Origin of the sequence: Sporosarcina sp. FSL W8-0480, assembly GCF_037963765.1 — a bacterium.
Lineage (GTDB): Bacteria > Bacillota > Bacilli > Bacillales_A > Planococcaceae > Sporosarcina.
This window is the reverse complement of record NZ_CP150166.1, coordinates 1,894,276-1,920,334: the sequence shown is the minus strand read 5'-3', so window position 1 is coordinate 1,920,334 and position 26,059 is coordinate 1,894,276. Positions and strand designations below refer to the sequence as shown.

The following is a 26,059-nucleotide window of genomic DNA, read 5'->3' as shown; positions in this document are numbered from 1 at the left end:
TGTTGAATTAGTATTCCATGATGATTGGAATGATCATTGGTCTTCTTTTTGTTTGTTGGAACAAATACGAACTCAACGTATCACGGATCTCTTGCTTTATGTTTGTCCATTCGAATGTATCTTTATTCACATATTTTTCGACAATCTTATGGACAAGTTTTTTGGACTCCTCTAACAGCTCTTCTGACTCACGTACATAGACAAACCCACGAGACACAATTTCAGGACCTGCAGCAATTTTTTTCTGTCTGCGACTTAGTGTGATGACCACAGTAAATATTCCATCTTGCGACAATAGCTTTCTGTCTCTTAAGACGATATTCCCGACATCTCCTACCCCGATACCATCGATAAGGATGTTCCCTGCCTGCACCCGACCACTCATTCTCATTTTGTCATTTTTATATTCGACAATGTCACCCTTGTCCGCAATGAAAATCTGGGATTTCTGTAGACCGACCTGTTGGGCAAGCTTAGAGTGTGCAATTAGCATCTTGTATTCACCCTGAATTGGGATGAAATATTTAGGTTGCATCAGATTCAACATGAATTTCAAATCTTCTTGGCTTCCATGCCCCGAGACGTGAACGTTGCGTGATGAAGTAAGAACATTTGCCCCTGCCTTAGACAGTTCATTGGCCATCTTGAACATGGAAACTTCCATGCCAGGAGACGGAGTAAACGTGATTAGGACAGTATCAGTCTCTTTTATCTTAATGTCTTTATGGTATTTTCTCACAATTTTTTCAAGCGCATCAAGTGGCTCGCCTTTATTTCCAGTAACGATGATGACGATTTGATCATCAGAGTATTTTCCGATGTCTTTCACGGAGATGACCATATCTTCTTCTATTTGCAAATAGCCCAAGCGCATTCCTACTTCGAAATAGCTTTCAAGACTTTTACCGACAACCGCTACTTTTTTGCCAGTTTCCAAGGCTTTATCGAAAACTTGCTGAATCCTTATGAAATTCGATGCGTAAAGTGCAACAAGGATGCGTCCCTCTGCTCCATGAAAAGTCGTGGAAAGCTGTTCTTCAATAACCAACTCAGATGTCGTATATCCAGGGCGTTCCGCCTCATTGGAATCAGACATTAGAATGAACACCCCTTCTTCTCCAAGTGCAGCCATTTTTGAGATATCCGGACGGTATTTACCTTTTGCCGACTGATCGAACTTGAATTCTCCTGTATGAACGATTGCTCCTTCACTCGTGTGGAAGACGATGCCAAGTGAATCAGGAATACTATGAGTTGTATGGAAAAATGTTACGTATGTCCGTTTAAAATTCATACGGCTTTTATTTGTAACTTCAAAAAACTTAACACCAGCAGGTGCCGGCATATCCTTCAAATGTTCTTTCGCAAGTGCAAGAGTCAGTTTCGAACCATAGACAGGTGCTTGCACTTTTTGCAGAAGGTAGGCGATGGACCCGATAGCATCTTCATGACCGTGCGTCAGGAAAATCCCTTTAACCCTCTCCTTATTTTCCTCTATATATGTCAAATCAGGAATTACGATATCAATCCCAAGCATCTCACCTTCCGGGAACATTAGCCCTGAATCCACTATGAAAAGCTCGTCGTCAATTTCAACGACATACATCGCTTTTCCAATCTCCCCAACTCCTCCAAGAGGGATTACTTTTATCACTTCATTTTTTACCTTTGTCAATTTATTTCCTCCTATACATGTTTGTAAAAAGACTGATATTGGATAATCGTCCGTCTATGTATGCTTTTAAGGGATTAGTGTTTTTTACATTCAATTAACATGTGCACTCGTAAATCCCGAATAACCAGTATCCATCAAACCTAACATATTTGTTGCTTACCCGTCCACAACGACTACGTTTCATTATACGTGAGAACGCCCCTACTACACAAACAAAAAAAGCCGGTATTGTGCAACCGGCTTTAGTTTATGGGGAAATTTGTTGGCTATTTTTAAATTCATTCCAAATGGCGTCAAATGTTACGGACTCACGACCGAATTCTGTTAACGGCATTCTTACTCCTCCAGTATTAATCCCAATTTTCTTTAGAGCATATTTAATAGGGACTGGATTTGGAGCGGAGAAGATTGCATGGAATAACGGAAGAAGCATACGGTGCATTTCCGCTGCCTTATTCGTGTCACCTAACTTGAATGCATTCATCATCTGTTGCATTTCCGAACCGACAATATGAGATGCAACCGAAATGACTCCATCACCACCGACCGATAAGACGGGTAATGTAAGGGCATCATCTCCGCTGTACACCTTGAATCCCTTATCGGTGCCGGAAATGATGTTTGAAATCTGATCAAGGCTTCCGCTTGCTTCTTTTACAGCTCGGATGTTCTTGATCTTTGATAATTCGATGACAGTTTCCGCCTGCATATTGACTGCCGACCTTCCGGGGATATTATAAAGCATGATGGGAAGATTCGTTTCATTTGCAATATGTGAAAAGTGGGCAACAATCCCCTTTTGATCAGGCTTGTTGTAATAAGGGGTCACAAGCATGATGCCGTCCGCCCCAAGTCTTTCAGCCTGCCTCGTCAGCTTGACGGTTTCCGCAGTATTGAATGTTCCTGTACCTGCAATAACAGGTATTCTCTTGTTTACGATTTCGATTGCGTATTTAAATAGATTCGATTTTTCCTCATGATTAAGAGTGGGCGACTCCCCTGTTGTACCACATACAATCAAGGAATCCGTCCCAGTTGCTATAAGATGTTCAATTAACGTCTCCGTCAAGTCATAATCAATGTATCCTGATTCGGAAAAAGGTGTGACCATTGCCGTTCCTATATATCCAAGATCCATACTGATCATTCCTTTTCGTAGCTTACTCTTGATGCAATTCTCTTTAAACCTAATATAACTTTACTTAATCAGCTCTTCAGCAATCTGAATTGAATTCAAAGCTGCTCCTTTTAGCAAGTTGTCCGCAACAATCCAGAGATGGAATCCATTTGGATGATTTGGGTCTTTTCGAATTCTGCCAACAAACACCTCATCTTTACCTTCTGAATATAAAGGCATCGGATAAAGTTGGTTAGATGGGTCATCTTGCAAGACGACACCTGATGCGCTCTCAATTGCTGAGCGAATATCTTCAACAGTTGCACTCGTTTCCGTTTCGATATAAACAGACTCGGAATGTCCAGTAACAACAGGTAGACGGACACAAGTTGCAGAAACAGCTAATTTTTGGTCCCCAAAAATCTTTTTAGTTTCATTCATCATTTTTAGTTCTTCCAATGTATAGCCCGAATCATCGAAAAGATCGATTTGAGGAATCGCATTGAAAGCAATTGGGAAATGACGGTCAGCGGAAGCCGAAGGAAGTATTTCGGCTGTGATACTTGACCGGTTAGCGAATTGCTTACTCTGTTCCTCCAACTCATCAATCGCTTCAGATCCTGCACCAGATACGGCCTGGTATGTCGAAACGATGATCCGGCTGATTCCTAACTTTTCCTTCACTGGTTGAAGTGCCGCCACCATTTGGATTGTTGAACAATTTGGATTCGCGATGATTCCATTATGATCTTTTAATGCAGATGAATTTACTTCTGGAACAACTAACGGCACACCTTCATCCATCCTAAATGCACTTGTGTTATCTATGACTACAGCCCCTCTTTTAACGGCTTCGTGTGCAAACTTCTGGGAAATGGAACCCCCGGCGCTAAAGAAGGCGATATCAATGCCCTCAAATGATTCGGGGACAGTTTCTTCTACGATGTATGTTTGCCCACCAACAGAAATCTCTGTTCCCGCAGAACGTTTTGAGGCAAGCATTTTAATGGTTTTTGCCGGAAACTTGCGTTCTACAAGCTTTTCAAGTATTTTCGAACCGACCGCTCCAGTTGCTCCGACAATTGCCACATTTAGATTTTCATTTTTCATTGCTGTCTCCCTTTCATTACAAGTAGTAAGTACTCCTGAATAAATATACAAGAGTTCATTGGAGAGATTATATCATATACATTAATAATCTGCTTTGGATTATTTTTCATGAATGATCAAGAGGGGTTGAAGTTGTTTATATTCAAGTGCTGCGGCCGCTGCTGGTACCATTTTTGTGAAGTCGGAGATAAGGGAGTTTGGTTTTTTGTATGGATCATCCTGGCCGAATGGGATGAAAAAGACATTTTTCATATTCAGGAGCTTCATAACGTTTTGTCCGTTTAAACCTAAAGCGTCATTCGTGGAAATACCAAGTAATACTGGACTACCATTACGCAAAGTAGCCTTTGCCGCCATTAAAACTGGTGAATCCGTTGCTGCATTTGCAAATTTACTAATTGAATTTCCAGTCATCGGAGCGATAATCATAATATCTACCGGAGAAGTGGGGCCAAATGGTTCAGCACCTACAATAGTCGAAATAACTTTTTCGCCAGTTGCTTCCTCAATTCTTTTTATCCATTCTTCACCTGTTCCGAATCTTGTTGCTGCCGTTAGTACTGAATGGGTAATTACCGGTACTACAGTCGCACCATTTTCTTGCAACTCACTTATCACAGGAAGTATTTGGTCATACGTGCAATGTGATGCCGTTATACCAAGGCCTATCCTTTTACCTTGTAGCATCTATTTTCCCCTTTCATCTACTATTCATCCTCAGCAATGCATCAGCAAGTGCTTTTGCCGCATCAACCGGAAAATGCTTACCGGGTAATCCGAGGTGTATTGTATAGTATTCAACAGGGTCATTGTCCTTTAGGCAGCCCGGCGCTGAAGCCAAGTCAAAAATTCGAATTTCAGCATTTTCGCCAGTACGCATCCATTTTGCCGGGATTGTGTTAATGAAGTTTCCATGCAAATTAACATCACCCGTTGTTAACGGGATTGTCTTATATCCAACTGCAGATGCTTCACCTAATTGATCATGAGAACGAGCCAAAATGGTAACCGAAGCCCCAAGTGAAGAGAGAACCTCGGCCGTCATTTTAGCCACCTTTCCAAAACCAGCAATATAAAAATGTTCACCAGATATACGGCGTTTTGTTGAGGAATAGTACTCTATTAAAAATCCTTCCGCCGTTAACCTTGCATTCTCCCAAACGTATTCAACTTCCTTTTGATAGGACTTTACAGTAATCCCCGCTTCAACGAAATGATTTATCCAATCCTGAGTAGCCACTCCAGGATAAAGAATGGTACCTTCTTTGATTTTTCCAACGGGAATGGTGCCTTCCATTTGAAGAACCGGAAAGACAATATGTGTAGGAGCAAACTCCTCAAGCACAGTGGATAGCTCATCTGTATACGAATTTCCATTGTAATGATATGTTTCAGCACCCGATTCCTTCATAATTCTACAACATTCCGATAATCGCTTATCCGTTCCGATGAATAGCCATTTCCCGTCAATTGTCGTCAATGTCGAAATCCCCCATACTATGTGTTTTTCCAAAAAGGATACGGTGTTCGCCTATCAATACAATTTCACTCCAAGGAATAAATTCCGATGATTCCTGTTCCCGATTTCGAAATGGGAAGCGACCGAATTTCTTCTTCACTTCAAATCCAATGATTTCACCCGTTTTCCGATTGAAAATTAAATCGGTATCTGCAAGAAATCCATAACGGATTCCTTCCTCAACTTGTATAAGCTCTTTTTGTGCCATTTCTGAGAGCAGCATATCCTTCCCCCTTTTTTACAGTCCTTCCTCATCATATGATTCAGAAATGCAAAGCTGTACTTTTTGGAGCAATAATGGAAATGGCACGTTTATTCGTGAATGTTTCGTACGCGATTTTGTTTACTTCAGTTAACTTCACGCCATCAATTATACTTTCAATTTCATCTATTCCTTTATGCTCGTTAAGGATTAATTCATTTTTTCCATTTCGATGCATCCTCGATTCTGTACTTTCGAGGCCAAGCAAAATAGTCGCTTTTAATTGTTCCTTTGCATTGGACAACTCCAATTCAGTCACACCACCAGATCTTATCTGATCAGTTATTTTATCCATTGTAACGACCATATTCTCCAATTGTTCGGGGCTCGTTCCACCATAAATTACGAATGAACCTACCATTGTATAGGATGAATAGTAAGAGAAAACGGAATACGCAAGTCCTTGCTCTTCTCGGATCTCCTGAAATAAACGTGATGACATTGTACCACCAACGATACTATCAAGGAGGATTAAATCATGTAGTCTCTTATCCTTCAAGTTCAAACCGGGATAACCGATACATATATGAGCTTGTTCAATTTCTTTCCGTTTTATCGTCAATCCGCTTCTAAAGTCGGGGCTCACTTCTGATAAAGAATTTGTTCCCTTTGTATTCCCTTGGAATGCCCCAAACTTCCTCTCAATGAAAGCGATTAACTTTTCATCATAATTACCCGCTATTGAAATGACAATATTATTTGGAGTATATAGGCGCGACATATAATCATCGATCATTTCCCGATTGAATTTGTCCAGTGTATTTTTCACTCCGCCGATGGATCTTCCGACTGGATGTTCAGGATACATGACCGACCAAAGTCTTTCATCGACATCATCATCTGGTGTATCTTCTACAGATGCAATTTCATCCAAAATAACGGATTTTTCCTTTTGAATTTCAGTTTCATCAAAAACGGAGTGGAAGAACATATCAGTAAGTATTTCCATCGCTCTCTCTGCATGATAGTCAAGTACAGTTGTATAAAAACAGGTCATCTCTTTCGATGTATAGGCATTTATATCTCCTCCGATACGATCAAATTGCTCTGCAATCGCTTTTGCGCTCCTGCTAATAGTCCCTTTGAAAAGCATATGTTCAATGAAGTGAGAAAGCCCCCACTCCTCCTGGTTTTCATCCAAAGAACCCGCCTTAACCCAAATACCGATTGCAACCGAACGAGCATAAGGCATCTTTTCATGAATGATTCTGACACCATTTGCACAAATTGTTTTTTTCATTTAAATGATTCCCCCGTTATTATCACCGAGTATTTTGTATATAAGAATGAACAAAAAGCCTCCATCTTTACGTTATCGTAAAAGAGGGGCTTTCTATTTTATGACTCAAATTTACTTGTTATATCATTCTTTTCCTTCTTTTTCAGCAGCTTCCTTTTGTTCCTTTAGAACAATCTTTCGGGACAAGTTTACACGGCCTTGATTGTCAATTTCGATGACCTTTACTAAAAGCTCATCACCCATCTTCAATACATCTTCAACAGCCTTCGTACGTTCTTCCTGGATTTCCGAGATATGAAGGAGACCATCTTTACCTGGGAAAATTTCAAGGAATGCTCCAAATTTCTCAATCCTTTTCACTTTTCCTAAATAATATTCTCCAACTTTCGCTTCACGGACTATATTCTCAATCATTGTTTTCGCCTTTTCATTCATTTCGGAATCAGGAGAAGAAATGTAGATTGTACCATCTTGTTCGGTATCAATCTTAACATTTGTTTCTTCAATGATCTTATTGATCACTTTTCCACCTGGTCCAATTACATCGCGAATCTTATCCGGATTGATACGGATCATAATGATCTTCGGTGCATATTTCGAAAGTTCGCCACGTGGAGTGGAGATTGTCGAAAGCATATGGTTAAGGATTTTCATACGGCCAATTTTCGCTTGAACCAATGATTCCTCTAAAATCTGTCGGGATAACCCTTCGATTTTAATGTCCATTTGCAATGCTGTAATTCCCTTTTCAGTACCTGCGACTTTGAAGTCCATATCACCTAAATGGTCTTCCATGCCTTGAATATCGGAAAGGATGGAATAGTTATCTCCTTTTTTCACAAGTCCCATTGCAATTCCAGCAACTGGCGCCTTAATCGGGATACCTGCGTCCATCATCGCCATCGTTGACGCACAAATTGAAGCTTGGGATGAAGAACCGTTAGATTCAAGCACTTCTGCTACGAGGCGGATTGTGTAAGGGAATTCCTTCTCGTCCGGAATGACCGCTTCAAGAGCACGTTCCCCCAATGCTCCATGACCGATTTCACGACGGCCAGGTGCACGGATGGGACCCGTTTCACCTACGCTGAAATTCGGGAAGTTATAGTGGTGCATAAAGCGTTTCGATTCCTCAAGACCAAGTCCATCGATGATTTGGACTTCACCAAGTGCGCCAAGTGTACAAACGCTAAGTGCTTGAGTTTGTCCACGTGTGAACAAGCTTGAACCATGTGTACGCTGTAAGATACCGACTTCGGATGAAAGCGGGCGGATTTCATCCAAACCACGGCCATCCGGGCGAACCTTCTCATCAGTAATGAGTCTTCTGACCTCTTCTTTAACAAGGTGATCTAAGATGTTTTTCACTTGTTTAAGGGTATCTTCGTCTGCCTCTTCACTTGTATAATGTTCCATCACTTCGTTTTTCACTGCATTTATCGCATCTTCACGAGCATGCTTCTCTTCCGTTTGGATTGCATTGATAAGATCAGTCTCACATTTGTCTTTCACTTCAGCAAGTAATGTCTCGTCAAGTTCAAACAAAGTGATTTCCATTTTTTCCTTACCGACTTCCTCTACAATCATCTCTTGGAATTCAATAAGTTTTATAATCTGTTCGTGACCGAACATAATTGCCTCAAGAATAACATCTTCTGAAACTTCTTTGGCACCGGCCTCAACCATATTGATGGCATCCTTTGTCCCGGCTACTACAAGATCCAATTCACTTGCACTTAGTTGTTCGGGAGTCGGGTTGATGATGAATTCACCGTTAATACGTCCGATTTGAACACCTGCAATTGGTCCTTCAAACGGGATGTCTGAAATGGATAAAGCAAGGGATGAACCTAACATTGCTGCCATTTCGGATGAGCAATTCTGATCGACTGACATGACAAGCGAAATGACTTGTACATCATTACGGAAGCCGTCAGCAAATAAGGGGCGAATCGGGCGGTCGATTAGACGGCTTGTCAAAACCGCTTTCTCAGACGGGCGTCCTTCACGTTTTATGAAGCCACCAGGTATTTTACCGACTGCGTATAGTCTTTCCTCGTAGTTTACAGTTAGCGGAAAGAAATCAAGCGCTTTTGGTGTTTTAGATGTTGTTGCTGTCGATAATACGGATGTCTCACCGTATCTTACAAGTACAGCACCATTTGCCTGTTTTGCAAGCTGTCCAGTTTCAATGGTCAGTTGCCTCCCAGCCCAATCAAATGTGTAAACTTTTTTCTGTTCTGTCATTATGGTACTCCTCTCTAATTCAAAGCATGGGCATCATACGAAGTATGTATTAAATAGTAGTGTATCAAAAAAGACGGACATATGCGAAAAATATCATTTAAATATTGATTCAATAAAAAAAAGCGGGCGAGGCCCGCTTTTCGTATACATCTTATTAACGGCGAAGGCCGAGTTTAGCAATAAGATCACGGTAACGTTGAACATCAGTTTCGCGCAAGAACTTTAGAAGTCTTTTACGTGTACCGACCATTTTCATTAGGCCACGACGTGAGTGGTGGTCTTTTTTGTGAGTTTGTAAATGGTTGTTCAAGTTGTTGATCTCTTCAGTAAGGATAGCGATCTGTACGTCTGCAGATCCAGTATCGTTTTCGTGAATTTTAAATTCGTTGATCAATTCATGTTTACGCTCTTGTGTAATTGCCATCCTTTTCACCTCCTATTGATAAAAGTAATATAAAAATCCCCGAATCCCGAGCATTCGTTGGTGATTCGATATGCCAAGGAAAGGTTTGTGCCGTGGCACTGATTTATCATAACATATGTGAAAATGAGATACAACAAATATATACTTAGTACAGTTGCTTTACGTTTCGGGCGGACGCTTTCCGGAGGGCACGGGTGAGCCTCCTCGGTCGCTACGCGACACTGCGGGGTCTCACCATTCGCGCTAAATCCCGCAGGAAAGGCCGTTACGAAGAACGGCTTTTGCGAACAAAAGCGAAGCATTGAGAGCACATTTTTGCACTTCGCCGCCCTACACTTCAAGCAACGGAAATGGCCAGGTACATTATTGTTAATTCGATTCAAGGATTTCCTTCGCAGCTTCTTTATCTTTACTGATTTGTTCGACTAATTCGTCGACTGAGCCGAATTTCTTTTCTGATCTTATTCGCGCAATCCAGTCTACGGAGACTTCTTTTCCGTATAGGTCTCCTGTGAAATCGAGGAGATGCACTTCGACACTTGGTTTGCTGACGGATGGGTCATGGAAGGTCGGTTTGACTCCTACGTTACATACCCCGTCGTATGTTTGATCAGCAAATGAGAATCTGACAGCGTATACTCCGTTGGCAGGGATTATTAGTTCGTCATCAGGCATGACGTTGGCTGTTGGAAAGCCGAGTAACCTGCCTCTTTTCTCGCCATCGACGACTGTCCCTACAGTTCGGAATGGTCTTCCTAATAGTGTGGCTGTCTTTTCGACATTGCCTTCGGAAAGAAGTTTACGTATTAATGTTGAGGAAACTTTTTCGTCTGAGTCTGTTACTTTTCCAATGACAGATATGCCATATTCTCCGTTCGAAAGAGCCTCCATTTGTTCCATTGTGCCGGCACCTTTGGAACCGAAGGTGAAATCGAATCCAGCTGTTATGTGTTTAACTCCCAAGTCTTTTATGAATAGTTCTATGAATTTCTCAGGTGAGAGTGAAGAAAGTGGGCGATCGAATTTTACGATGAATAGGGTATCAATCCCCATTTCTTCAATAAGCTGAGATTTTAAAGGGTATTGGGTAATGTAGCCGACTTTATTCTCTCCATTTCCGAATAGATGTGATGGATGTGGATCAAATGTCATTACGGCGGATTTGATACCAAGTTGCTCGGCTTTTTGCTTTGCCTCCCCAATTACTGCTTGATGACCCCTATGCAACCCATCAAAAAAACCGATTGCCAGTGAAAAGGGGCCTTTATCATCGATTGTAATAGATTGTGGATATTGCAAATTATAGATTTCCATGTCTTTCTCCCCTACCTGTTAAATGGAAACATTTTTTCAGGTTTCATTAATCCTTCTTTTTCTGGATGACGACGATAGACAGCCACCGCTTTTAATCTTTTTGTAAATACAATTTTTTCGTTGCTTTCAAGTGATGGATGACTTTGTAATACTTGTCCATTCATTATCTTATCATATAATTCATCATCCAGTTCCTCAAAAACAAATTCTTCAAGTGCATCTTCAAGCGGCCTTATATGCGTGTCAAGTTTGCTACTTTCCTTCAATTCCTCAACTTCTTTGAGCGTAAGGCAATCCTTTTGCCTAAACTTTCCGGAAGAAGTACGGACTAACTTGGCCATATGCGCTGGGTAACCAAGGATCTCACCAATTTGAACGGATAATGTTCTTATATATGTACCTTTTCCACACTTAACGCGAATTGTAAAAAGGATTTCTTGTCCCTCGAATATGTCAAGATCATCAAGTAATTCTATATCTTGGATAATGACTTTCCGTTCGGGACGTTCTACTTCAATTCCTTTTCGCGCATACTCGTATAGTCTTTTCCCGTTTACCTTTACAGCTGAGTACATGGGAGGTATTTGTATAATTTCACCAGTCAACTTGGAGAGGGCTTGAAGAATTTCTTCCCTACTAATCGTTTTAGGTGAATCATTACGCTGTATAACCTCCCCGTCTGAATCTTCAGTTTCGGTTGCACTCCCTATTGAAACAGTGGCAATATACTCTTTCCCGGAATCAGTTATATATTCTGCCACTTTTGTTGCTTGACCAAGGCAGATTGGCAAGACGCCTTCCACATTCGGATCTAATGTTCCGGTATGACCGACTCTTTTCATACCTAAAATTTTTCTAAGCTTAAAAACGCAATCATGCGATGTCATCCCTTTTTCTTTCCATAAAGGAAGAATCCCATCCATGTAAATCCTCCTAAAAAAGAAAGAAGCCGGAAAGTCCTTTTGGACACCGACTTCCTCCGTTTTGTTATTCTTCGTCTTTGTTAACTTGGCGTAACAATGATTCAATACGATTTCCGTATTCTACGGAATCATCAAAAGCAAAATCTATCTCCGGTGTTTTACGGAGTCTAATCCGCTGGCCGATTTCAGTACGGATAAATCCCTTCGCTTTCGTCAGTCCTGCAAGGGTTGCTTCTTTCTCCGAATCATTTCCCAATACTGATATGAAGATCGTAGCCTGTTGAAGATCGCCTGTCACTTCAACGTCCGTTACTGTGACAAAGCCAATACGAGGATCTTTCAATTTTTGGCCAATGATTCCGCCTAATTCCTTTTTCATCTGTTCAGCGACACGATTCGCACGCATAGACATGGATGGTCACCCCGATTCCGCATCAATAATAGTCAAATAGCTGTTCTGTCATTTCCCATTCCGGATTCGACTCCAAAAAACGGATGGCTCTTCTTACCTCTCCCTCTGCCGAATCTTTTGCAGAAGCGACTGAGACGAGGGCAATTGTTGTTCTTTGCCAGAGATCCTGATGATCGATTTCCGCAACGGATATATTGAATTCATTTTTAACCCGATCCGTCATCCTTTTCAAAACGGATCTCTTTTCCTTCAACGAATGGACATCGGGAATAAAGAATGTACACTCAGCATAGACAATCATGCCCGTTTAATTTCCTCCATTACAAAGGCTTCAAAAATGTCGCCTTCTTTAATATCATTGAAGTTCTTAACGGTAATTCCACATTCATAGCCTTTTGCCACTTCTTTAACATCGTCTTTGAATCGTTTTAAAGTATCTAACTCACCTTCAAAGATGACGATATTATCACGTAATACGCGGACTCCGGCATCACGTGTAATTTTCCCTTCAGTAACATAGCTTCCCGCGATTGTTCCGATTTTCGAGACTTTAAATGTTTCACGAACTTCGGCTTGACCGATAACCTTTTCCTGATATTCAGGATCCAATAATCCCTTCATCGCAGATTCGATTTCTTCAATTACTTTATAGATGACGCGGTGTAGGCGAATATCGACACCTTCCTCTTCTGCCGCACGCTTAGCATTGACATCAGGACGCACATTAAATCCTATGACAATCGCATTTGATGCTGCCGCAAGGGAGATATCCGATTCGTTTATCGCACCTGCGCCTGTATGAATAATCTTAACGTTTACGCCCTCGACTTCAATTTTCATCAAGGAAGCCGCCATTGCTTCAACAGTACCTTGAACATCGGCTTTTACGATAAGATTCAATTCTTTCATTTCGCCTTGTTTCATTTGATCAAATAAATTATCAAGTGTTACACGCGTTTTTTCTACACGTTGTTCTTGCAAGGCGTCTCCTGCACGCGATTCACCTATTTGTCGTGCTGTCTTCTCATCTTCGAAGACAACAAAGCGGTCACCTGCTTGTGGGACATCACTCAATCCTGTAATTTCGACAGGAGTTGATGGACCAGCTTCCTTTACACGACGACCTAAATCATTGATCATTGCACGTACTTTTCCGAATGTAGTCCCGACAACAATAGGATCTCCAATACGAAGTGTCCCATCTTGAACTAACAATGTCGCCACAGAACCGCGACCACGATCAAGCTGTGCCTCAATGACCGTACCTTTTGCACGAATGTTTTTGCTTGCTTTCAATTCTCCTACTTCAGCGACTAATAAAACCATTTCAAGCAATTGATCGATTCCTTCACCTTTCAATGCGGAAATCGGTACAAAGATTGTATCCCCGCCCCATGCTTCCGCTAAAAGGCCGTGCTCTGTCAACTCTTGCATTACACGATCAGGATTTGCAGTTGGTTTATCCATTTTGTTGACTGCTACGATGATTGGCACTTCAGCCGCTTTCGCGTGGTTGATCGCCTCAATAGTTTGCGGCATGACACCGTCATCAGCAGCTACGACAAGGATTGTAATATCGGTAACCTTAGCCCCACGTGCTCGCATTGTTGTAAAAGCAGCATGTCCTGGTGTATCAAGGAAAGTAATTTTCTTTCCTTCAACCTCAATCTGGTAAGCACCGATATGTTGTGTGATACCACCTGCTTCACCTTGAGTTACTTTCGTATCTCTGATTGAATCCAGCAAGGTTGTTTTACCATGGTCGACGTGACCCATTATCGTTACGACTGGTGGACGTTCGGTTTGAGCTGCCTCAACCTCTTCATCTTCCTCGAAGTAAATCTCGAGATCCGTTACGTCAATTCGGATTTCTTCTTCTACTTCAACACCATAATCTGCACAGATCAACTCGATTGCATCTTTATCCAATTCTTGGTTAATGGTTGCCATAACTCCAAGCATGAATAGTTTTTTGATGATTTCAGAAGGTTCTCGACCCAATTTGTTCGCAAGTTCACCAACAGAAAGGGATTCATAGAAAGTAATCTTTTCTGGTAGTGGTTTTTCCACTTTAGGCATTGGAGCCGGACGATGTCTTCTACGTCCTTGGTTTATGCCACGAGCTGGTGGTCTTCCACCACGGTTAGCTGGACGTCCGCCGCCTCCTTGGCCTTGGCGCTGTTGGCCATGTGTAGAACGGTTTTCACCCTCTGCACCTTGCCCCTGACGTCGTTGACCAGTTGCAGGGCGATTGCCACCTTGCGTTCCTTGGCCTTGACGTTGTTGACCTGTAGCAGGACGATTGCCGCCTTGAGATCCTTGGCCTTGGCGTTGTTGACCTGTGGCAGGACGATTGCCGCCTTGAGATCCTTGGCCTTGGCGTTGTTGACCTGTTGGACGATTGCCACCTTGTGACCCTTGGCTTTGGCGTTGTTGACCTGTTGGACGGTTGCCGCCTTGTGAACCTTGACCTTGTGCAGCAGGACGATCGCCTCTTCTTTGCTTATCGTTCGCATTGCCTGTTGGGCGTGAAGATGGCTTACGATCTTGACCCGCTGGTTTATCTGATGGTGTTGAACCACCTTTACCAAATCGTTGGTCCAATTTAGATGTAGCATCCTTATCCAACATAGACATATGGTTAGTTACATTCACATTTATCTTTCCAAGTTCCTCGATGACTTCCTTACTCGTCCGATTCACTTTTTTCGCGTATTCGTGTACACGTATCTTCGTCATTAGCCCACCCCCGGTTATATTCGTTGAGGAGCCCAGATAATCTTCCGGCAAAACCGGTATCCGTTAACGCGAGTACGACCCGCGACTCTTTTCCGATTGCATGGCCGAGAGTTTCTCTACTCCCGAACACATGCTTCTCAACGTTATAAAAATCACATTTATCATTTATTTTCTTCAATGTATTCTTTGAAGCATCTTCGGAAACAATCACGATGCGTGCGTTTCCTGATCGTACTTCTTTAATAACGAGCTCTTCGCCTGTAATCAGTTTCCTGGCCCTTGCTGCCATCCCTAACAACTGGAAAACTTCTTTAGGATGATTCATTTCAAAGCCTCACGACGGATTGCATGAAGAAGATCAACATATACTTCCTCCGGCACTGATGCTCCAAGCTGGTTTTCAATCGATCTGTTGCGCTTGGCTGTTTCTACAGCGGCTTCAGTTTTCGATACGTATGTACCACGTCCCGATTTTTTGCCTGTCAGATCGACTGAAACATCCCCTTCCTTCGTGCGGACAATGCGGATCATTTCTTTCTTTGGTAACATCTCGCCTGTCGCAGCGCATTTACGCAAAGGGATTTTCTTCTTGCTTGTCATGGGCAATCATCCTTTCAACTTAATTGTTTTCGTCAGTTTCTGAATATAAATCGATTGTTTCGTATTCAGATTCCTCTTCGGATTCATTGTCGAAATACGGATCATCCATATATTCATCTTTTCCATTTTCAGTTACGTCATATACATCTTCCGCAAATGGACTTTCATTTGGTGCAGTAGGAGGATAGATGCCTAACTCCCTTGCATCCGTCTCGCTTTTAATATCAATTTTCCAACCAGTCAATTTAGCAGCAAGTCTAGCGTTCTGGCCACGTTTGCCAATAGCCAATGATAGCTGATAGTCCGGAACTACAACCCTTGTCGATCTCTCTTCTTCATTCACTTGTACATCTAATACTTTTGATGGACTTAGTGCATTTGCAACGAAGATGACTGGATCCTCAGACCACTCAACGATATCAATCTTCTCACCGTTAAGTTCATTTGAGATGGATTGGACCCTTGCCCCTCTTGAACCTACACATGAGCCGACCGGATCCACTTCCTCATTTGTCGTATGAACTGAAATTTTGGAACGGTCACCCGCTTCCCTCGCAATCGATTTAATCTCAACTGTTCCGTCATAAATTTCCGGAACTTCCATTTCGAATAACCTACGCAAAAGGCCTGGATGTGTGCGGGAAACAAATACTTGTGGTCCGCGGGATGTACGCTCAACCTTTGTAATATACACTTTTATACGATCATGTGGTTGATAAGATTCAGTGGTGATCTGTTCCGTAGCCGGTAGGACCGCCTCCACTTTCCCTAAGCCGACATAAAGATTTCTCGCATCTAAACGTTCGACGATGCCGTTGACAATGTCATCTTCACGGTCTACATATTCATCATAGATCAGACCGCGTTCAGCTTCACGAACACGCTGAGTAACGACTTGTTTTGCAGTTTGCGCAGCGATACGGCCGAAGTCACGAGGGGTAACTTCCTCTTCGATGACGTCTCCCACTTCATATGCCGGATTAATGACTAAAGCATCTTCCAAAGACATTTGAAGTCGTTCGTCTTCCACTTCTTCAACAACGTCTTTACGTGAATAGACTTTCATCGTGCCTTTGTCTAAGTTCAAATCGACCCGCACATTTTGAGCTTGGTTGAAATTCCGTTTATAAGCTGTTACGAGGGCGGCCTCAATCGCTTCAACAAGTACATCTCTTGAGATACCTTTCTGTTTTTCAAGAGCTGTTAATGCATCGAGTAGATCACTACTCATAGTTAATCACTCCTATATTCAATTATGCGGAAAAGTCAATCGCCAATCTTGCAAAAGCGATTTTTTCTTTTTCAATCTTTACTTGCAGTTTTCTTGTCTTGATTCGAATTTCCATTTCTGCGAACTCGGAATCATAAGAAAGCAAGTACCCTTCAAATTCTTTCATTCCGTTGATCGGTTCATATGTTTTTATAAATACATACTGGCCGACTGCCTTATGAAAATCCTCTTCCTTTTTCAAAGGTCGTTCAGCACCCGGTGACGAAACTTCGAGGAAATAGTTTTGGGTGATTGGATCAGTACGGTCCAGTTCTTCACTAAGCCTTTCGCTAACTTGTGCACATTGTTCGATATCGATATTCCCTTCAGGAGTATCAATATAAACCCGTAAAAACCAGTCTCTTCCTTCTTTCACAAATTCAATATCTACCAATTCCAACTCGAGGTCGTTCACTATCGGACTGACGAGCTTTTGGACTTCCTCTGTAATTTTACTCATCAAAACCCTCCCGAAATTTGATTAAAAAAACTTAATACATATAGAACAACAGAAAAGAGCGGGAAATCCCACTCTTTTTCACGCAAGACTTATAGCAAAAGTTGCTACAATTGTAGCATTTATAGGGCATCATTGCAAACAATGTGCCGTGCTAACCATTTCCGAGCGGGTAAACGATCAAAATAACGATAACTGATTCGAATCAGGCATGCCTTCCAAGCAACCCAATGAGTCCATATATTCAATGACGGTTTTAGATACTCTTCCGCGTTGTTGTAAGTCTTCTTTCGATAGGAAGATTCCATCCTTACGCGCTTCAACAATTGTTTTAGCAACGTTTGTACCAAGTGAAGGAATGGAGTCAAATGGTGGGATTAATTTATTATCTTCAATCAGGAAGACGGAAGCATCCGACTTATATAAATCGGGCTTCGCGAAAGAAAATCCACGCTCCCCCATTTCCAATGCTATTTCAAGTACTGTCAGTAGGTTCTTCTCTTTCGGGCTTGCCTCTAATCCTTTGTCATTGATTTCCTTGATTTTCGCTCGCATTGAAGCTGTACCTTTTGTCATCGTCAATAAATCATAGTCTGTCGCACGCACCGTGAAATAGGCTGCGTAATACATAATTGGATGATGCACTTTAAAATATGCAATTCTTAACGCCATCAGAACATAGGCAGCCGCGTGGGCTTTAGGGAACATATATTTTATTTTCTTACAGGAGTCAATATACCAGTTAGGAACGTTATTCGCCCTCATCTCCGCTTCAAATTCCGGAGTGAGTCCTTTTCCTTTACGGACAGATTCCATAATCTTGAAGGCCATTGATGGTTCCAGCCCTTGATAAATAAGGTAAACCATAATATCGTCACGGCAGCCTATAACATCCGACAATTGACAAATATTGTTTTGAATCAATTCTTGTGCATTTCCAAGCCAGACGTCAGTTCCATGCGATAGTCCCGAAATCTGGATAAGTTCTGAAAATGTAGATGGTTTCGTCTCCTCTAACATCTGCCTAACAAATCGTGTACCAAACTCAGGGACACCTAATGTACCCGTCTTACAATCAATCTGCTCTTCAGTTACACCTAATGATGACGTACCACTGAAGAGTGCCATTACTCCTTCATCGTCTGGTGGGATCGTTTTCGGATCGATGCCAGAAAGGTCTTCCAGCATTTTGATCATCGTTGGATCATCGTGCCCAAGTATGTCAAGTTTCAATAAGTTATTATCAATTGAATGGAAGTCAAAATGTGTTGTTCTCCAACTTGATGAAGTATCATCGGCCGGGAATTGGATTGGTGAAAAGTCGTATATCTCCATATTATCTGGGACAACGATAATACCGCCTGGATGTTGTCCCGTATTTCGTTTAACGCCAGTACAACCTTGTACAAGCCTGTCAATTTCCGCCCCTCTTAAATGAAGGTTATTATCGTTCATATACCCTCGGACATAACCATATGCTGTTTTTTCAGCAACTGTTCCGATTGTCCCGGCACGATAGACATAATCTTCCCCGAAAAGCTCCTTCGTATAGTTATGCGCATGCGCTTGATATTCACCACTGAAGTTCAAATCGATATCCGGGACTTTGTCACCGTTAAATCCAAGGAACGTTTCAAACGGGATATCTTGTCCATCCTTTTTGAACATTGTTCCACAAGACGGACATGCTTTGTCCGGCAAGTCGAATCCGGAACTGACGGAACCGTCATCAAAGAATTCGGATAGCTTACATGAAGGGCAAACGTAATGTGGCGGCATAGGGTTCACTTCGGTAATTTCCATCATGGTTGCAACGAGTGAAGAACCTACGGATCCCCTTGAACCAACAAGGTATCCATCGTCCAGTGATCTTTTTACCAACTTATGTGAAATCAGATAAATAACTGCGAAGCCGTTATCGATAATCGATTTTAATTCTTTCTCAATTCTTGCTTCAATAATTTCAGGTAATTGTTCACCATAAATATGATGGGCCATCGAATAGGTAAGCTCTCGCACCTCTTCATCCGCACCCTCAATTTCAGGGGTATACAGGTCATCCTTGATAACTTTCACATCCCCGATTCGATCAGCAATCTTTTGTGGATTATCAATGACAATCTGTTCCGCTGTTTCATTTCCCAAAAACGAAAAATGGTCAAGCATTTCATCGGTCGTCCTAAAATGCACTTCAGGCAACGAATGTCGATTCATCGGATTCGCCCCGCCTTGCGACCGGACAAGCACTTCACGATATTTCGCATCTGTTTCATCGATATAATGAACGTTTCCTGTTGCACAAACGGGTAATCCGACCTTTTTTCCAAGTTTAATCATCTTACGCATTATATCTTCAAGATTCCATTCATCCCGAATAAGTTCCAACTCGATCAGATGTGAGTAAACTGGCTTCGGATGCAATTCAAGGTAATCATAAAAACCAGCAATTTCCTCCACTTCCTCCATCGATTTCTGCATTAAGCCTTCAAAGACCTCTCCCTTATCACACCCTGAACCGACTAATAAACCTTGGCGGTATTTAATAAGTAAGGAACGCGGGATTCTAGGCACACGATAGAAATAATCCATATGGGAAATCGAGACAAGTTTGAATAAATTCTTCAATCCCTCGTCATCGGTTGCAAGAAGCGTACAATGTGAAGGCCTGGACCGTTTATACGCATCCCCTTCCCCGATATTTTTATTGAAATCATCTAAGTATTCAATGCCTTTCTCCGCAGCATCTTTCATGAGACGTATGAATAGATAGGCAGTCGCTTCCGTATCGTATATCGCACGGTGATGCTGGGTCAGTTCGATATCGAATTTCTTCGCCAACGTATTTAATCTATGATTACGTAGTTCAGGATATAAAAATCGAGATAGTTCAAGAGTATCGATTGTAGGATAGTTCCGATCATGCAAATCAGCTTTTTTACTTGCCTCATAAAAGAAGCCCATATCGAATGAAGCATTATGCGCGACAAGAATAGAATCACCGATGAATTCTTTGAAATCCCTTATGACTTCCGATACTTCTGGTGCATCTTTCACCATATCATCCGTTATACCAGTAAGTTCAGTTGTTGTTGAGGATAGTGGATGATGTGGATTGGCAAAACGTTCAAATCGTTCTTTTATTTCGCCATTAACTACCTTTACTGCCGCAAGTTCGATGATTGTGTCATACACGGCAGATAAGCCTGTTGTCTCTACGTCAAATACAACATACGTATCGTTTTCAAGTAAACGATGCTGTTCATCGTATACAATTGGAACACCATCATCTACGAGATTTGCTTCCAAACCGAACAGTACTTTTATGCCATGTTTTTTACCGGCTGAATACGCTTCAGGAAATGATTGGACATTGGCATGATCAGTGATCGCAATTGCAGGATGCCCCCATTTAGCTGCTTGGGCGACTAAATTCGAAGCAGAAGTTACTGCATCCATCTGACTCATATTCGTATGGGCGTGTAATTCGACACGCTTTCGATTTTCAGGTGCATTGTCCTTGCGAATTACTGGAGCAACTTCCATGATATCTTGGGCCATCATAATAAGATCCCTTACAAACGTATCATTTTGTATGCTTCCTCTTGCACGAACCCAAGAACCCTTTTTCAATGTCTTCATTAGCTCCGCATCTTCGTTATCCCTTGAAAACATTTTAACTAATATCGAATCGGTATAATCGGTCACTTTGATGGTGAGCAATGACCGACCACTTCTCAGTTCCCTGACTTCCGTATCGAAAACATATCCTTCGATTGTGACACGTCTTTCTTCATCTTGAATTGTATGAATCCCGATTAGAGGTTCATCCTGCTTGATCGGCACACCTAAGACGAACGGCCTGTTACCGGCATCGCCATTTTCTTTTTTCGTTGCTTCCAACTTTTGAAGACTTGCTAAAGCATTTCTTGCATATGCTTCTTCCTCCGCTTCCTTCTGTGCGATAAAGGCTAAACGCTCGGCTTCGCTACTTTCAGCCTCTTCGATTATCGCAAATTCGATGGCCATTGGAGGAAAACCGAAAGATCCATAAACTTCCGTGATGAGAGGACCGTATTTGCTTTTCAACGTTTGTTGTTCAAAGTCGTTTATGCACGTAAGCTTCATCTTTTCACCGATCATAATCGGTTTTTGTCCAATGAAACGTTCACGTATTGGTGGAGACATATCCCTCATCTCTTCGATAACGTATGGCCAATATCCAATTACACTTTCGGAATTCCACTCAGGAGAGCTTGTACTAATATTAAGACGGATTGTTGCAATTGATTTAAATGCTTCTGTTAATTTATGTTGGAATAGCTGAAATACTTGTAAAGGCAATATGTTTTCGAGTTGAATATTGAATTGCCAAATCCTTGATTTTCGATGGATGTCGACTCGTTCAAGTGTTGCATTTTGGAAATGGATGATTGTTTGATCATCTGACATTCCAATTTGTTGTAATAGAGTTAGCATTTTTAATTTAGCATCCATATGTAACCCCCCTTGTTTTACAGTGAAAAGGGAAGCGTCGGAACATCCGACCTCCCCTTCCATCTTACTTTTAATTAAAAAATGACTGTAGTTTTTCTGTAACTTCTTCTTTTTGCCAGACGACTGTTTCACCTGTCTCGCGGAATTTTACTTCTACCATTCCGTCCTTTGCCATTTTACCGATGGTGATTCGAACTGGTAATCCAATTAGATCTGCATCAGTGAATTTAACTCCTGCTCTTTCATCCCGATCATCATGTAGGATATCATACCGATACGTTTTGAGGAGGTGATAAAGTTCATTTGATAATTTTGTTTGCATTTCATCATTCATATTGATTGTTATTAGGTGAATGTCATAAGGCGCCAATTTTTTCGGCCATTTTAATCCGTTGGCGTCGTTGTATTGTTCAGCGATTGCCGCTAATATCCGGGATACACCTATCCCGTAACATCCCATTACGAAGTGATTGGTGTTCCCATTTTCGCCAAGATATGTCGCTTTCATCGCTTCACTATAGGACACACCTAATTTAAATGTATGGCCAAGTTCAATCCCTTTTGCAAAACGAATTGTTCCGGTTCCATCAGGCGAAAGGTCCCCTTCTTTTATGAACCTTAAATCCAAATACTTATCAACGGCAAAGTCGCGTTCTGGATTGACATTTTTCAAATGGTAGTCATCCTCATTCGCACCGCAAATTCCGTTAACAATTTCCTTCACAGCATTATCGGCATATACCTTAATTTCAAGTGGTAATTTAACTGGCCCAATTGAGCCAACTTTGCAGGAGAGAGTTTTTTCTATTTCACTATCTGAAGCAAGATTCAACTCATTAACAGAAAGTGCTTTTCTAAGTTTTATCTCATTAATTTCATGATCTCCACGAGCCAAGACTGCGCATAATTCTTCATCCGCATGGAAGATGATTGTTTTAATGATTTTTGAAGGATCAACTTTCAAAAATGTTGCAACTTCGGCAATAGTCTTCTGTGCAGGTGTTTCAACTTTCTCCAGTTCTTTCATTGGTTCATTTGATTTTGTATAGTTACTATTCACTTCAGCAATTTCAATGTTGGCAGCATAAGGTGATGTGTCACTGAATGCAATTGTGTCTTCCCCTATTTCTGATAGGGCCATAAATTCATGTGTGCTATTTCCACCAATCGATCCACCATCTGCTAAAACCGTTCTAAATTCCAATCCAAGCCTTGTGAAAATCCTTGTGTAAGCTTCGAGCATTTCATTATACTTCACTTCGAGACTTTCCTCTGAGGAATGAAAAGAATATGCATCTTTCATGATAAATTCCCTACCACGCAGTAATCCGAATCTTGGTCTTTTCTCATCCCTGAACTTCGTTTGAATTTGATATACAGTTAGTGGCAGTTTTTTATAGGATTGGACATCATCACGGATAAGTGATGTGATCACTTCCTCGTGAGTTGGTCCTAATGCCATTTCCCGATCATGTCGATCAGTTAATCGAAATAGTTCAAGACCGTATGCTTGCCATCTTCCCGTTTCTTTCCAAAGGTCAGCTTGTTGCAATGTAGGTAGTAAAACTTCTACTGCTTCAATTGCATCCATTTCTTCGCGGATAATGTTTTCAATCTTCCCTAATACTTTTTTTGCTAAAGGCAAATATGAATAGACCCCGCTCATATGTTGGCGTATAAAACCGGCTCTTAATAACAATTGATGGGAGACGATTTCAGCGTCGCTTGGTATTTCACGCATAGTTGGGATGAATGTCCGTGATTGTTTCATAAAAGATCTCACCTCATTCCAAAGGAAACTAATTTATTAAAAGAAGAATCTCTGTATATCATTCCATGTAACGACTAACATGAGGACCATTAATAACATAATCCCTACAAAATGGACCATGCCTTCTTTTTGCTTATCGACTGGTTTGCCCCGTAATCCTTCGAATAAGAAGAACAGTAATCTTCCACCATCGAGTGCCGGAAGCGGTAATAGGTTCATGATGCCTAAATTAATACTCAATACTGCTGCCCAATTCATCAGTGAGAAAACGCCAAATTGTGCAACTTCCTCAGTTGCCTTATAAATTCCGAGTGGACCGCTTAATGCTTCAATTGTAAACTTACCTGTTACAAGCATTCCTAAAAGCTCGAAGATTCGTTTAGTCCAGCTATATGTTTGTTCCGCTCCAAAAGCGAATGCCTTCATAGGGTTCTTTTCCAAAGGTGGATCATACATAACGCCGATTTGACCAACTTTCTCACCGGCTTCATTTACAACTGTATTAGGAGTAACGGCAAACGTAACAAGGTCACCATTACGCTCTACTTTCAATTGAATTTTTTCACTGCCTTTGCTTTTCACTATATCCGTGAATTCAGTCCACTTCTCAACAGGTACCCCATCCACTTCCTTAATGAAATCACCTGGCTCCATTCCCGCGGCATATGCAGGACTGTCAGTAATAACTTCGCTAATGATTGGTTCATTAGTTGGGATGCCATGTAGAAGACCGATTGCCAAGAAGATGAAGAAAGCAAGGATGAAGTTGAAAAGGGGACCAGCAAAAATCGCCATTGCTCTACTACCCAAAGGCTTTGAATCAAATTGACGATCATATGGAGCTATTATTGTCTCTTGTCCTTTTTCATAAACAATAGCATTTCTAGAAACCTTGTATTTAACAAGTTTTCCATCCTCATCATATCCTTCGATGAAGAGCGCTTTAGTTAAATCTGCCTTTTCAGTCTCTATGAAAAGGACATTTGGATTTGAAACGTCCCGATTCAAGTAAATCTTTTCCACCACATCTTCATTATTTAAAATGATGCCAACACGATAACCGGGTTGTAATTCTACAGTGTCAAAATCTTCGCCGGCCATCCTGACGTATCCTCCTATTGGAAGAAGGCGGATTGTATAGAGCGTTTCCTTTTTTCTGAGCGCTAAAATTTTCGGTCCCATTCCAATCGCAAATTCACGAACCATGATTCCGGCCTTTTTAGCAAAAAGAAAATGACCTAATTCATGAAAAAAGACGAGAGATCCAAATATGATTATAAACGCAATTACGGTTTCCATAAAAAACCACCTTAACTGGCCATTTAAGCCGTTTTATGAATCATTTTACTTTATCATACACCATCTTACGAGTCAGGGAATCAATTTCAAGAATCGTTTCTAAATCAGGTGATGAAATTTTTTCGTGCTGATTCATCATCCTTTCAACGATTTCTTCAATTTGCAAGAAAGGAATTTCACCTTTCATAAACAGTTCTACAGCAACCTCGTTTGCTGCATTCATCACTGTAGGCATTGTTCCACCTTCCCTACCTGCCTCGTACGCAAGTGCAAGGGCTTTATATCTTTCCATATCCATCTTCTCAAAATGCAAAATTCCAATCTCTTCAAGTCTTAGAGGTTTTGCATTTTGCATTGGAATTCGATCAGGATAGGTCATCGCATATTGGATTGGAACACGCATATCCGGTGAACCCAATTGAGCAATCATACTCGTATCCTCAAATTCAACAATTGAATGGATGATACTTTCTTTATGCAGAAGGCAATCAATTTTCTCATATGGCATATCGAATAAATGATGGGCCTCTATCACCTCTAGTCCTTTGTTCATCATCGTCGCAGAGTCAATTGTCAATTTATTGCCCATTGACCAATTAGGATGCGCTAATGCCTGTTGAACAGTTACGTCCTTTAATTCACTTTTAGGCAAATGTCTAAAACTACCGCCAGAAGCTGTAAGGATTAAACGAGAGACTCGTTTTGGATTTTCTCCATTCAAAGATTGAAACAATGCTGAGTGTTCACTATCGACTGGTAACAGAGCAACATTATTCTTTTTTGCTTCTGCCATTACGATGTCTCCAGCAGCTACTAATGTTTCTTTGTTCGCAATTGCTATAGTAATGCCTTCTTTGATGGCTTGAATAGTAGGCTCTAAACCGATACTGCCAATCACTGCATTGACAAGCATGTCCGCATTAGAATGAGCTGCAACAAGAATTAGCCCTTCTTTTCCATAAACGAATTTTGTATTAGGGAATTCAGCTTGTAAGACACTCGCATCAGTAGAGTTTATAACTGATACGATTTCCGGTTGAAACTCCCTTGTGATTTCTCTTACCCTAAGAATATTCATCCCAGCAGAAAAAGATACGAGCTTAAATTTTTCACGGTTTGACTGAATAATATCAAGGGTCTGTGTACCGATTGACCCTGTAGCACCAAGTAGACTAATATTTTTCAC

General features: G+C 41.4%; 22 protein-coding genes. All 22 read right to left on the bottom strand.

Annotated features, from left to right (window positions below; all coding sequences use genetic code 11):
• Window positions 1-7: 7 nt before the first annotated feature.
• Window positions 8-1,675 (bottom strand): ribonuclease J, encoded by a 1,668-nt coding sequence (locus tag NSQ43_RS09990; RefSeq protein ID WP_339249792.1) that lies wholly within the window; start codon window positions 1,673-1,675, stop codon window positions 8-10.
• A 247-nt stretch (window positions 1,676-1,922) separates the two neighbouring features.
• Window positions 1,923-2,813, bottom strand: a complete 891-nt coding sequence (gene dapA, locus NSQ43_RS09985) for a 4-hydroxy-tetrahydrodipicolinate synthase (protein WP_339249791.1) — start codon at window positions 2,811-2,813, stop codon at window positions 1,923-1,925.
• A 60-nt stretch (window positions 2,814-2,873) separates the two neighbouring features.
• Window positions 2,874-3,902: an aspartate-semialdehyde dehydrogenase gene (locus NSQ43_RS09980; protein ID WP_339249790.1), complete on the bottom strand. Its 1,029-nt coding sequence runs from the start codon at window positions 3,900-3,902 to the stop codon at window positions 2,874-2,876.
• A gap of 99 nt (window positions 3,903-4,001) precedes the next feature.
• Entirely contained in the window at window positions 4,002-4,589 is a 588-nt protein-coding gene (locus NSQ43_RS09975; protein WP_339249789.1) for a dipicolinate synthase subunit B, read from the bottom strand.
• 13 nt (window positions 4,590-4,602) lie between these two features.
• Window positions 4,603-5,382, bottom strand: coding sequence for a hypothetical protein (locus tag NSQ43_RS09970; RefSeq protein WP_339249787.1), 780 nt, complete (start codon window positions 5,380-5,382; stop codon window positions 4,603-4,605).
• Window positions 5,369-5,644, bottom strand: coding sequence for a YlmC/YmxH family sporulation protein (locus NSQ43_RS09965; RefSeq protein ID WP_283731752.1), 276 nt, complete (start codon window positions 5,642-5,644; stop codon window positions 5,369-5,371). The genes NSQ43_RS09970 and NSQ43_RS09965 overlap by 14 nt, the downstream gene beginning before the upstream one ends.
• Window positions 5,645-5,684: 40 nt before the next feature.
• Window positions 5,685-6,923: a pitrilysin family protein gene (locus NSQ43_RS09960; RefSeq protein WP_339249781.1), complete on the bottom strand. Its 1,239-nt coding sequence runs from the start codon at window positions 6,921-6,923 to the stop codon at window positions 5,685-5,687.
• Between the two features lie 123 nt (window positions 6,924-7,046).
• A complete protein-coding gene (gene pnp, locus NSQ43_RS09955) occupies window positions 7,047-9,170 on the bottom strand; it encodes a polyribonucleotide nucleotidyltransferase (RefSeq protein ID WP_339249779.1) in 2,124 nt (707 codons plus the stop codon).
• Between the two features lie 154 nt (window positions 9,171-9,324).
• Window positions 9,325-9,594 carry a 30S ribosomal protein S15 gene (rpsO, locus tag NSQ43_RS09950; protein WP_301242964.1) on the bottom strand — a complete coding sequence of 90 codons (270 nt, stop codon included), beginning with the start codon at window positions 9,592-9,594 and terminating at the stop codon, window positions 9,325-9,327.
• Between the two features lie 369 nt (window positions 9,595-9,963).
• On the bottom strand, window positions 9,964-10,908 hold the full coding sequence (locus NSQ43_RS09945; RefSeq protein WP_339249776.1) for a bifunctional riboflavin kinase/FAD synthetase: 945 nt from the start codon (window positions 10,906-10,908) through the stop codon (window positions 9,964-9,966).
• 11 nt (window positions 10,909-10,919) lie between these two features.
• Window positions 10,920-11,831, bottom strand: a complete 912-nt coding sequence (gene truB, locus NSQ43_RS09940; RefSeq protein WP_339249774.1) for a tRNA pseudouridine(55) synthase TruB — start codon at window positions 11,829-11,831, stop codon at window positions 10,920-10,922.
• A gap of 64 nt (window positions 11,832-11,895) precedes the next feature.
• On the bottom strand, window positions 11,896-12,243 hold the full coding sequence (gene rbfA / locus NSQ43_RS09935) for a 30S ribosome-binding factor RbfA (RefSeq protein ID WP_339249772.1): 348 nt from the start codon (window positions 12,241-12,243) through the stop codon (window positions 11,896-11,898).
• A 22-nt stretch (window positions 12,244-12,265) separates the two neighbouring features.
• Window positions 12,266-12,544 (bottom strand): DUF503 domain-containing protein, encoded by a 279-nt coding sequence (locus NSQ43_RS09930; RefSeq protein ID WP_339249770.1) that lies wholly within the window; start codon window positions 12,542-12,544, stop codon window positions 12,266-12,268.
• On the bottom strand, window positions 12,541-14,982 hold the full coding sequence (gene infB / locus NSQ43_RS09925) for a translation initiation factor IF-2 (protein WP_339249768.1): 2,442 nt from the start codon (window positions 14,980-14,982) through the stop codon (window positions 12,541-12,543). Before infB ends, NSQ43_RS09930 begins: the two co-directional genes overlap by 4 nt.
• Window positions 14,930-15,307 carry a YlxQ family RNA-binding protein gene (locus tag NSQ43_RS09920; protein ID WP_339249766.1) on the bottom strand — a complete coding sequence of 126 codons (378 nt, stop codon included), beginning with the start codon at window positions 15,305-15,307 and terminating at the stop codon, window positions 14,930-14,932. Before NSQ43_RS09920 ends, infB begins: the two co-directional genes overlap by 53 nt.
• Window positions 15,304-15,582: a YlxR family protein gene (locus tag NSQ43_RS09915; protein ID WP_339249764.1), complete on the bottom strand. Its 279-nt coding sequence runs from the start codon at window positions 15,580-15,582 to the stop codon at window positions 15,304-15,306. The genes NSQ43_RS09920 and NSQ43_RS09915 overlap by 4 nt, the downstream gene beginning before the upstream one ends.
• Window positions 15,583-15,601: 19 nt before the next feature.
• Window positions 15,602-16,813, bottom strand: a complete 1,212-nt coding sequence (gene nusA / locus NSQ43_RS09910; protein WP_339249762.1) for a transcription termination factor NusA — start codon at window positions 16,811-16,813, stop codon at window positions 15,602-15,604.
• Window positions 16,814-16,835: 22 nt separating this feature from the next.
• Window positions 16,836-17,312, bottom strand: a complete 477-nt coding sequence (rimP, locus tag NSQ43_RS09905; protein WP_339249760.1) for a ribosome maturation factor RimP — start codon at window positions 17,310-17,312, stop codon at window positions 16,836-16,838.
• Between the two features lie 177 nt (window positions 17,313-17,489).
• Window positions 17,490-21,803: a PolC-type DNA polymerase III gene (locus tag NSQ43_RS09900; protein WP_339249758.1), complete on the bottom strand. Its 4,314-nt coding sequence runs from the start codon at window positions 21,801-21,803 to the stop codon at window positions 17,490-17,492.
• A 70-nt stretch (window positions 21,804-21,873) separates the two neighbouring features.
• Complete coding sequence (locus tag NSQ43_RS09895; protein ID WP_339249757.1) at window positions 21,874-23,574, bottom strand: proline--tRNA ligase; 1,701 nt, start codon at window positions 23,572-23,574, stop codon at window positions 21,874-21,876.
• A 36-nt stretch (window positions 23,575-23,610) separates the two neighbouring features.
• A complete protein-coding gene (rseP, locus tag NSQ43_RS09890) occupies window positions 23,611-24,873 on the bottom strand; it encodes an RIP metalloprotease RseP (protein ID WP_339249754.1) in 1,263 nt (420 codons plus the stop codon).
• Window positions 24,874-24,913: 40 nt separating this feature from the next.
• On the bottom strand, window positions 24,914-26,059 hold the full coding sequence (locus NSQ43_RS09885) for a 1-deoxy-D-xylulose-5-phosphate reductoisomerase (protein ID WP_339254864.1): 1,146 nt from the start codon (window positions 26,057-26,059) through the stop codon (window positions 24,914-24,916).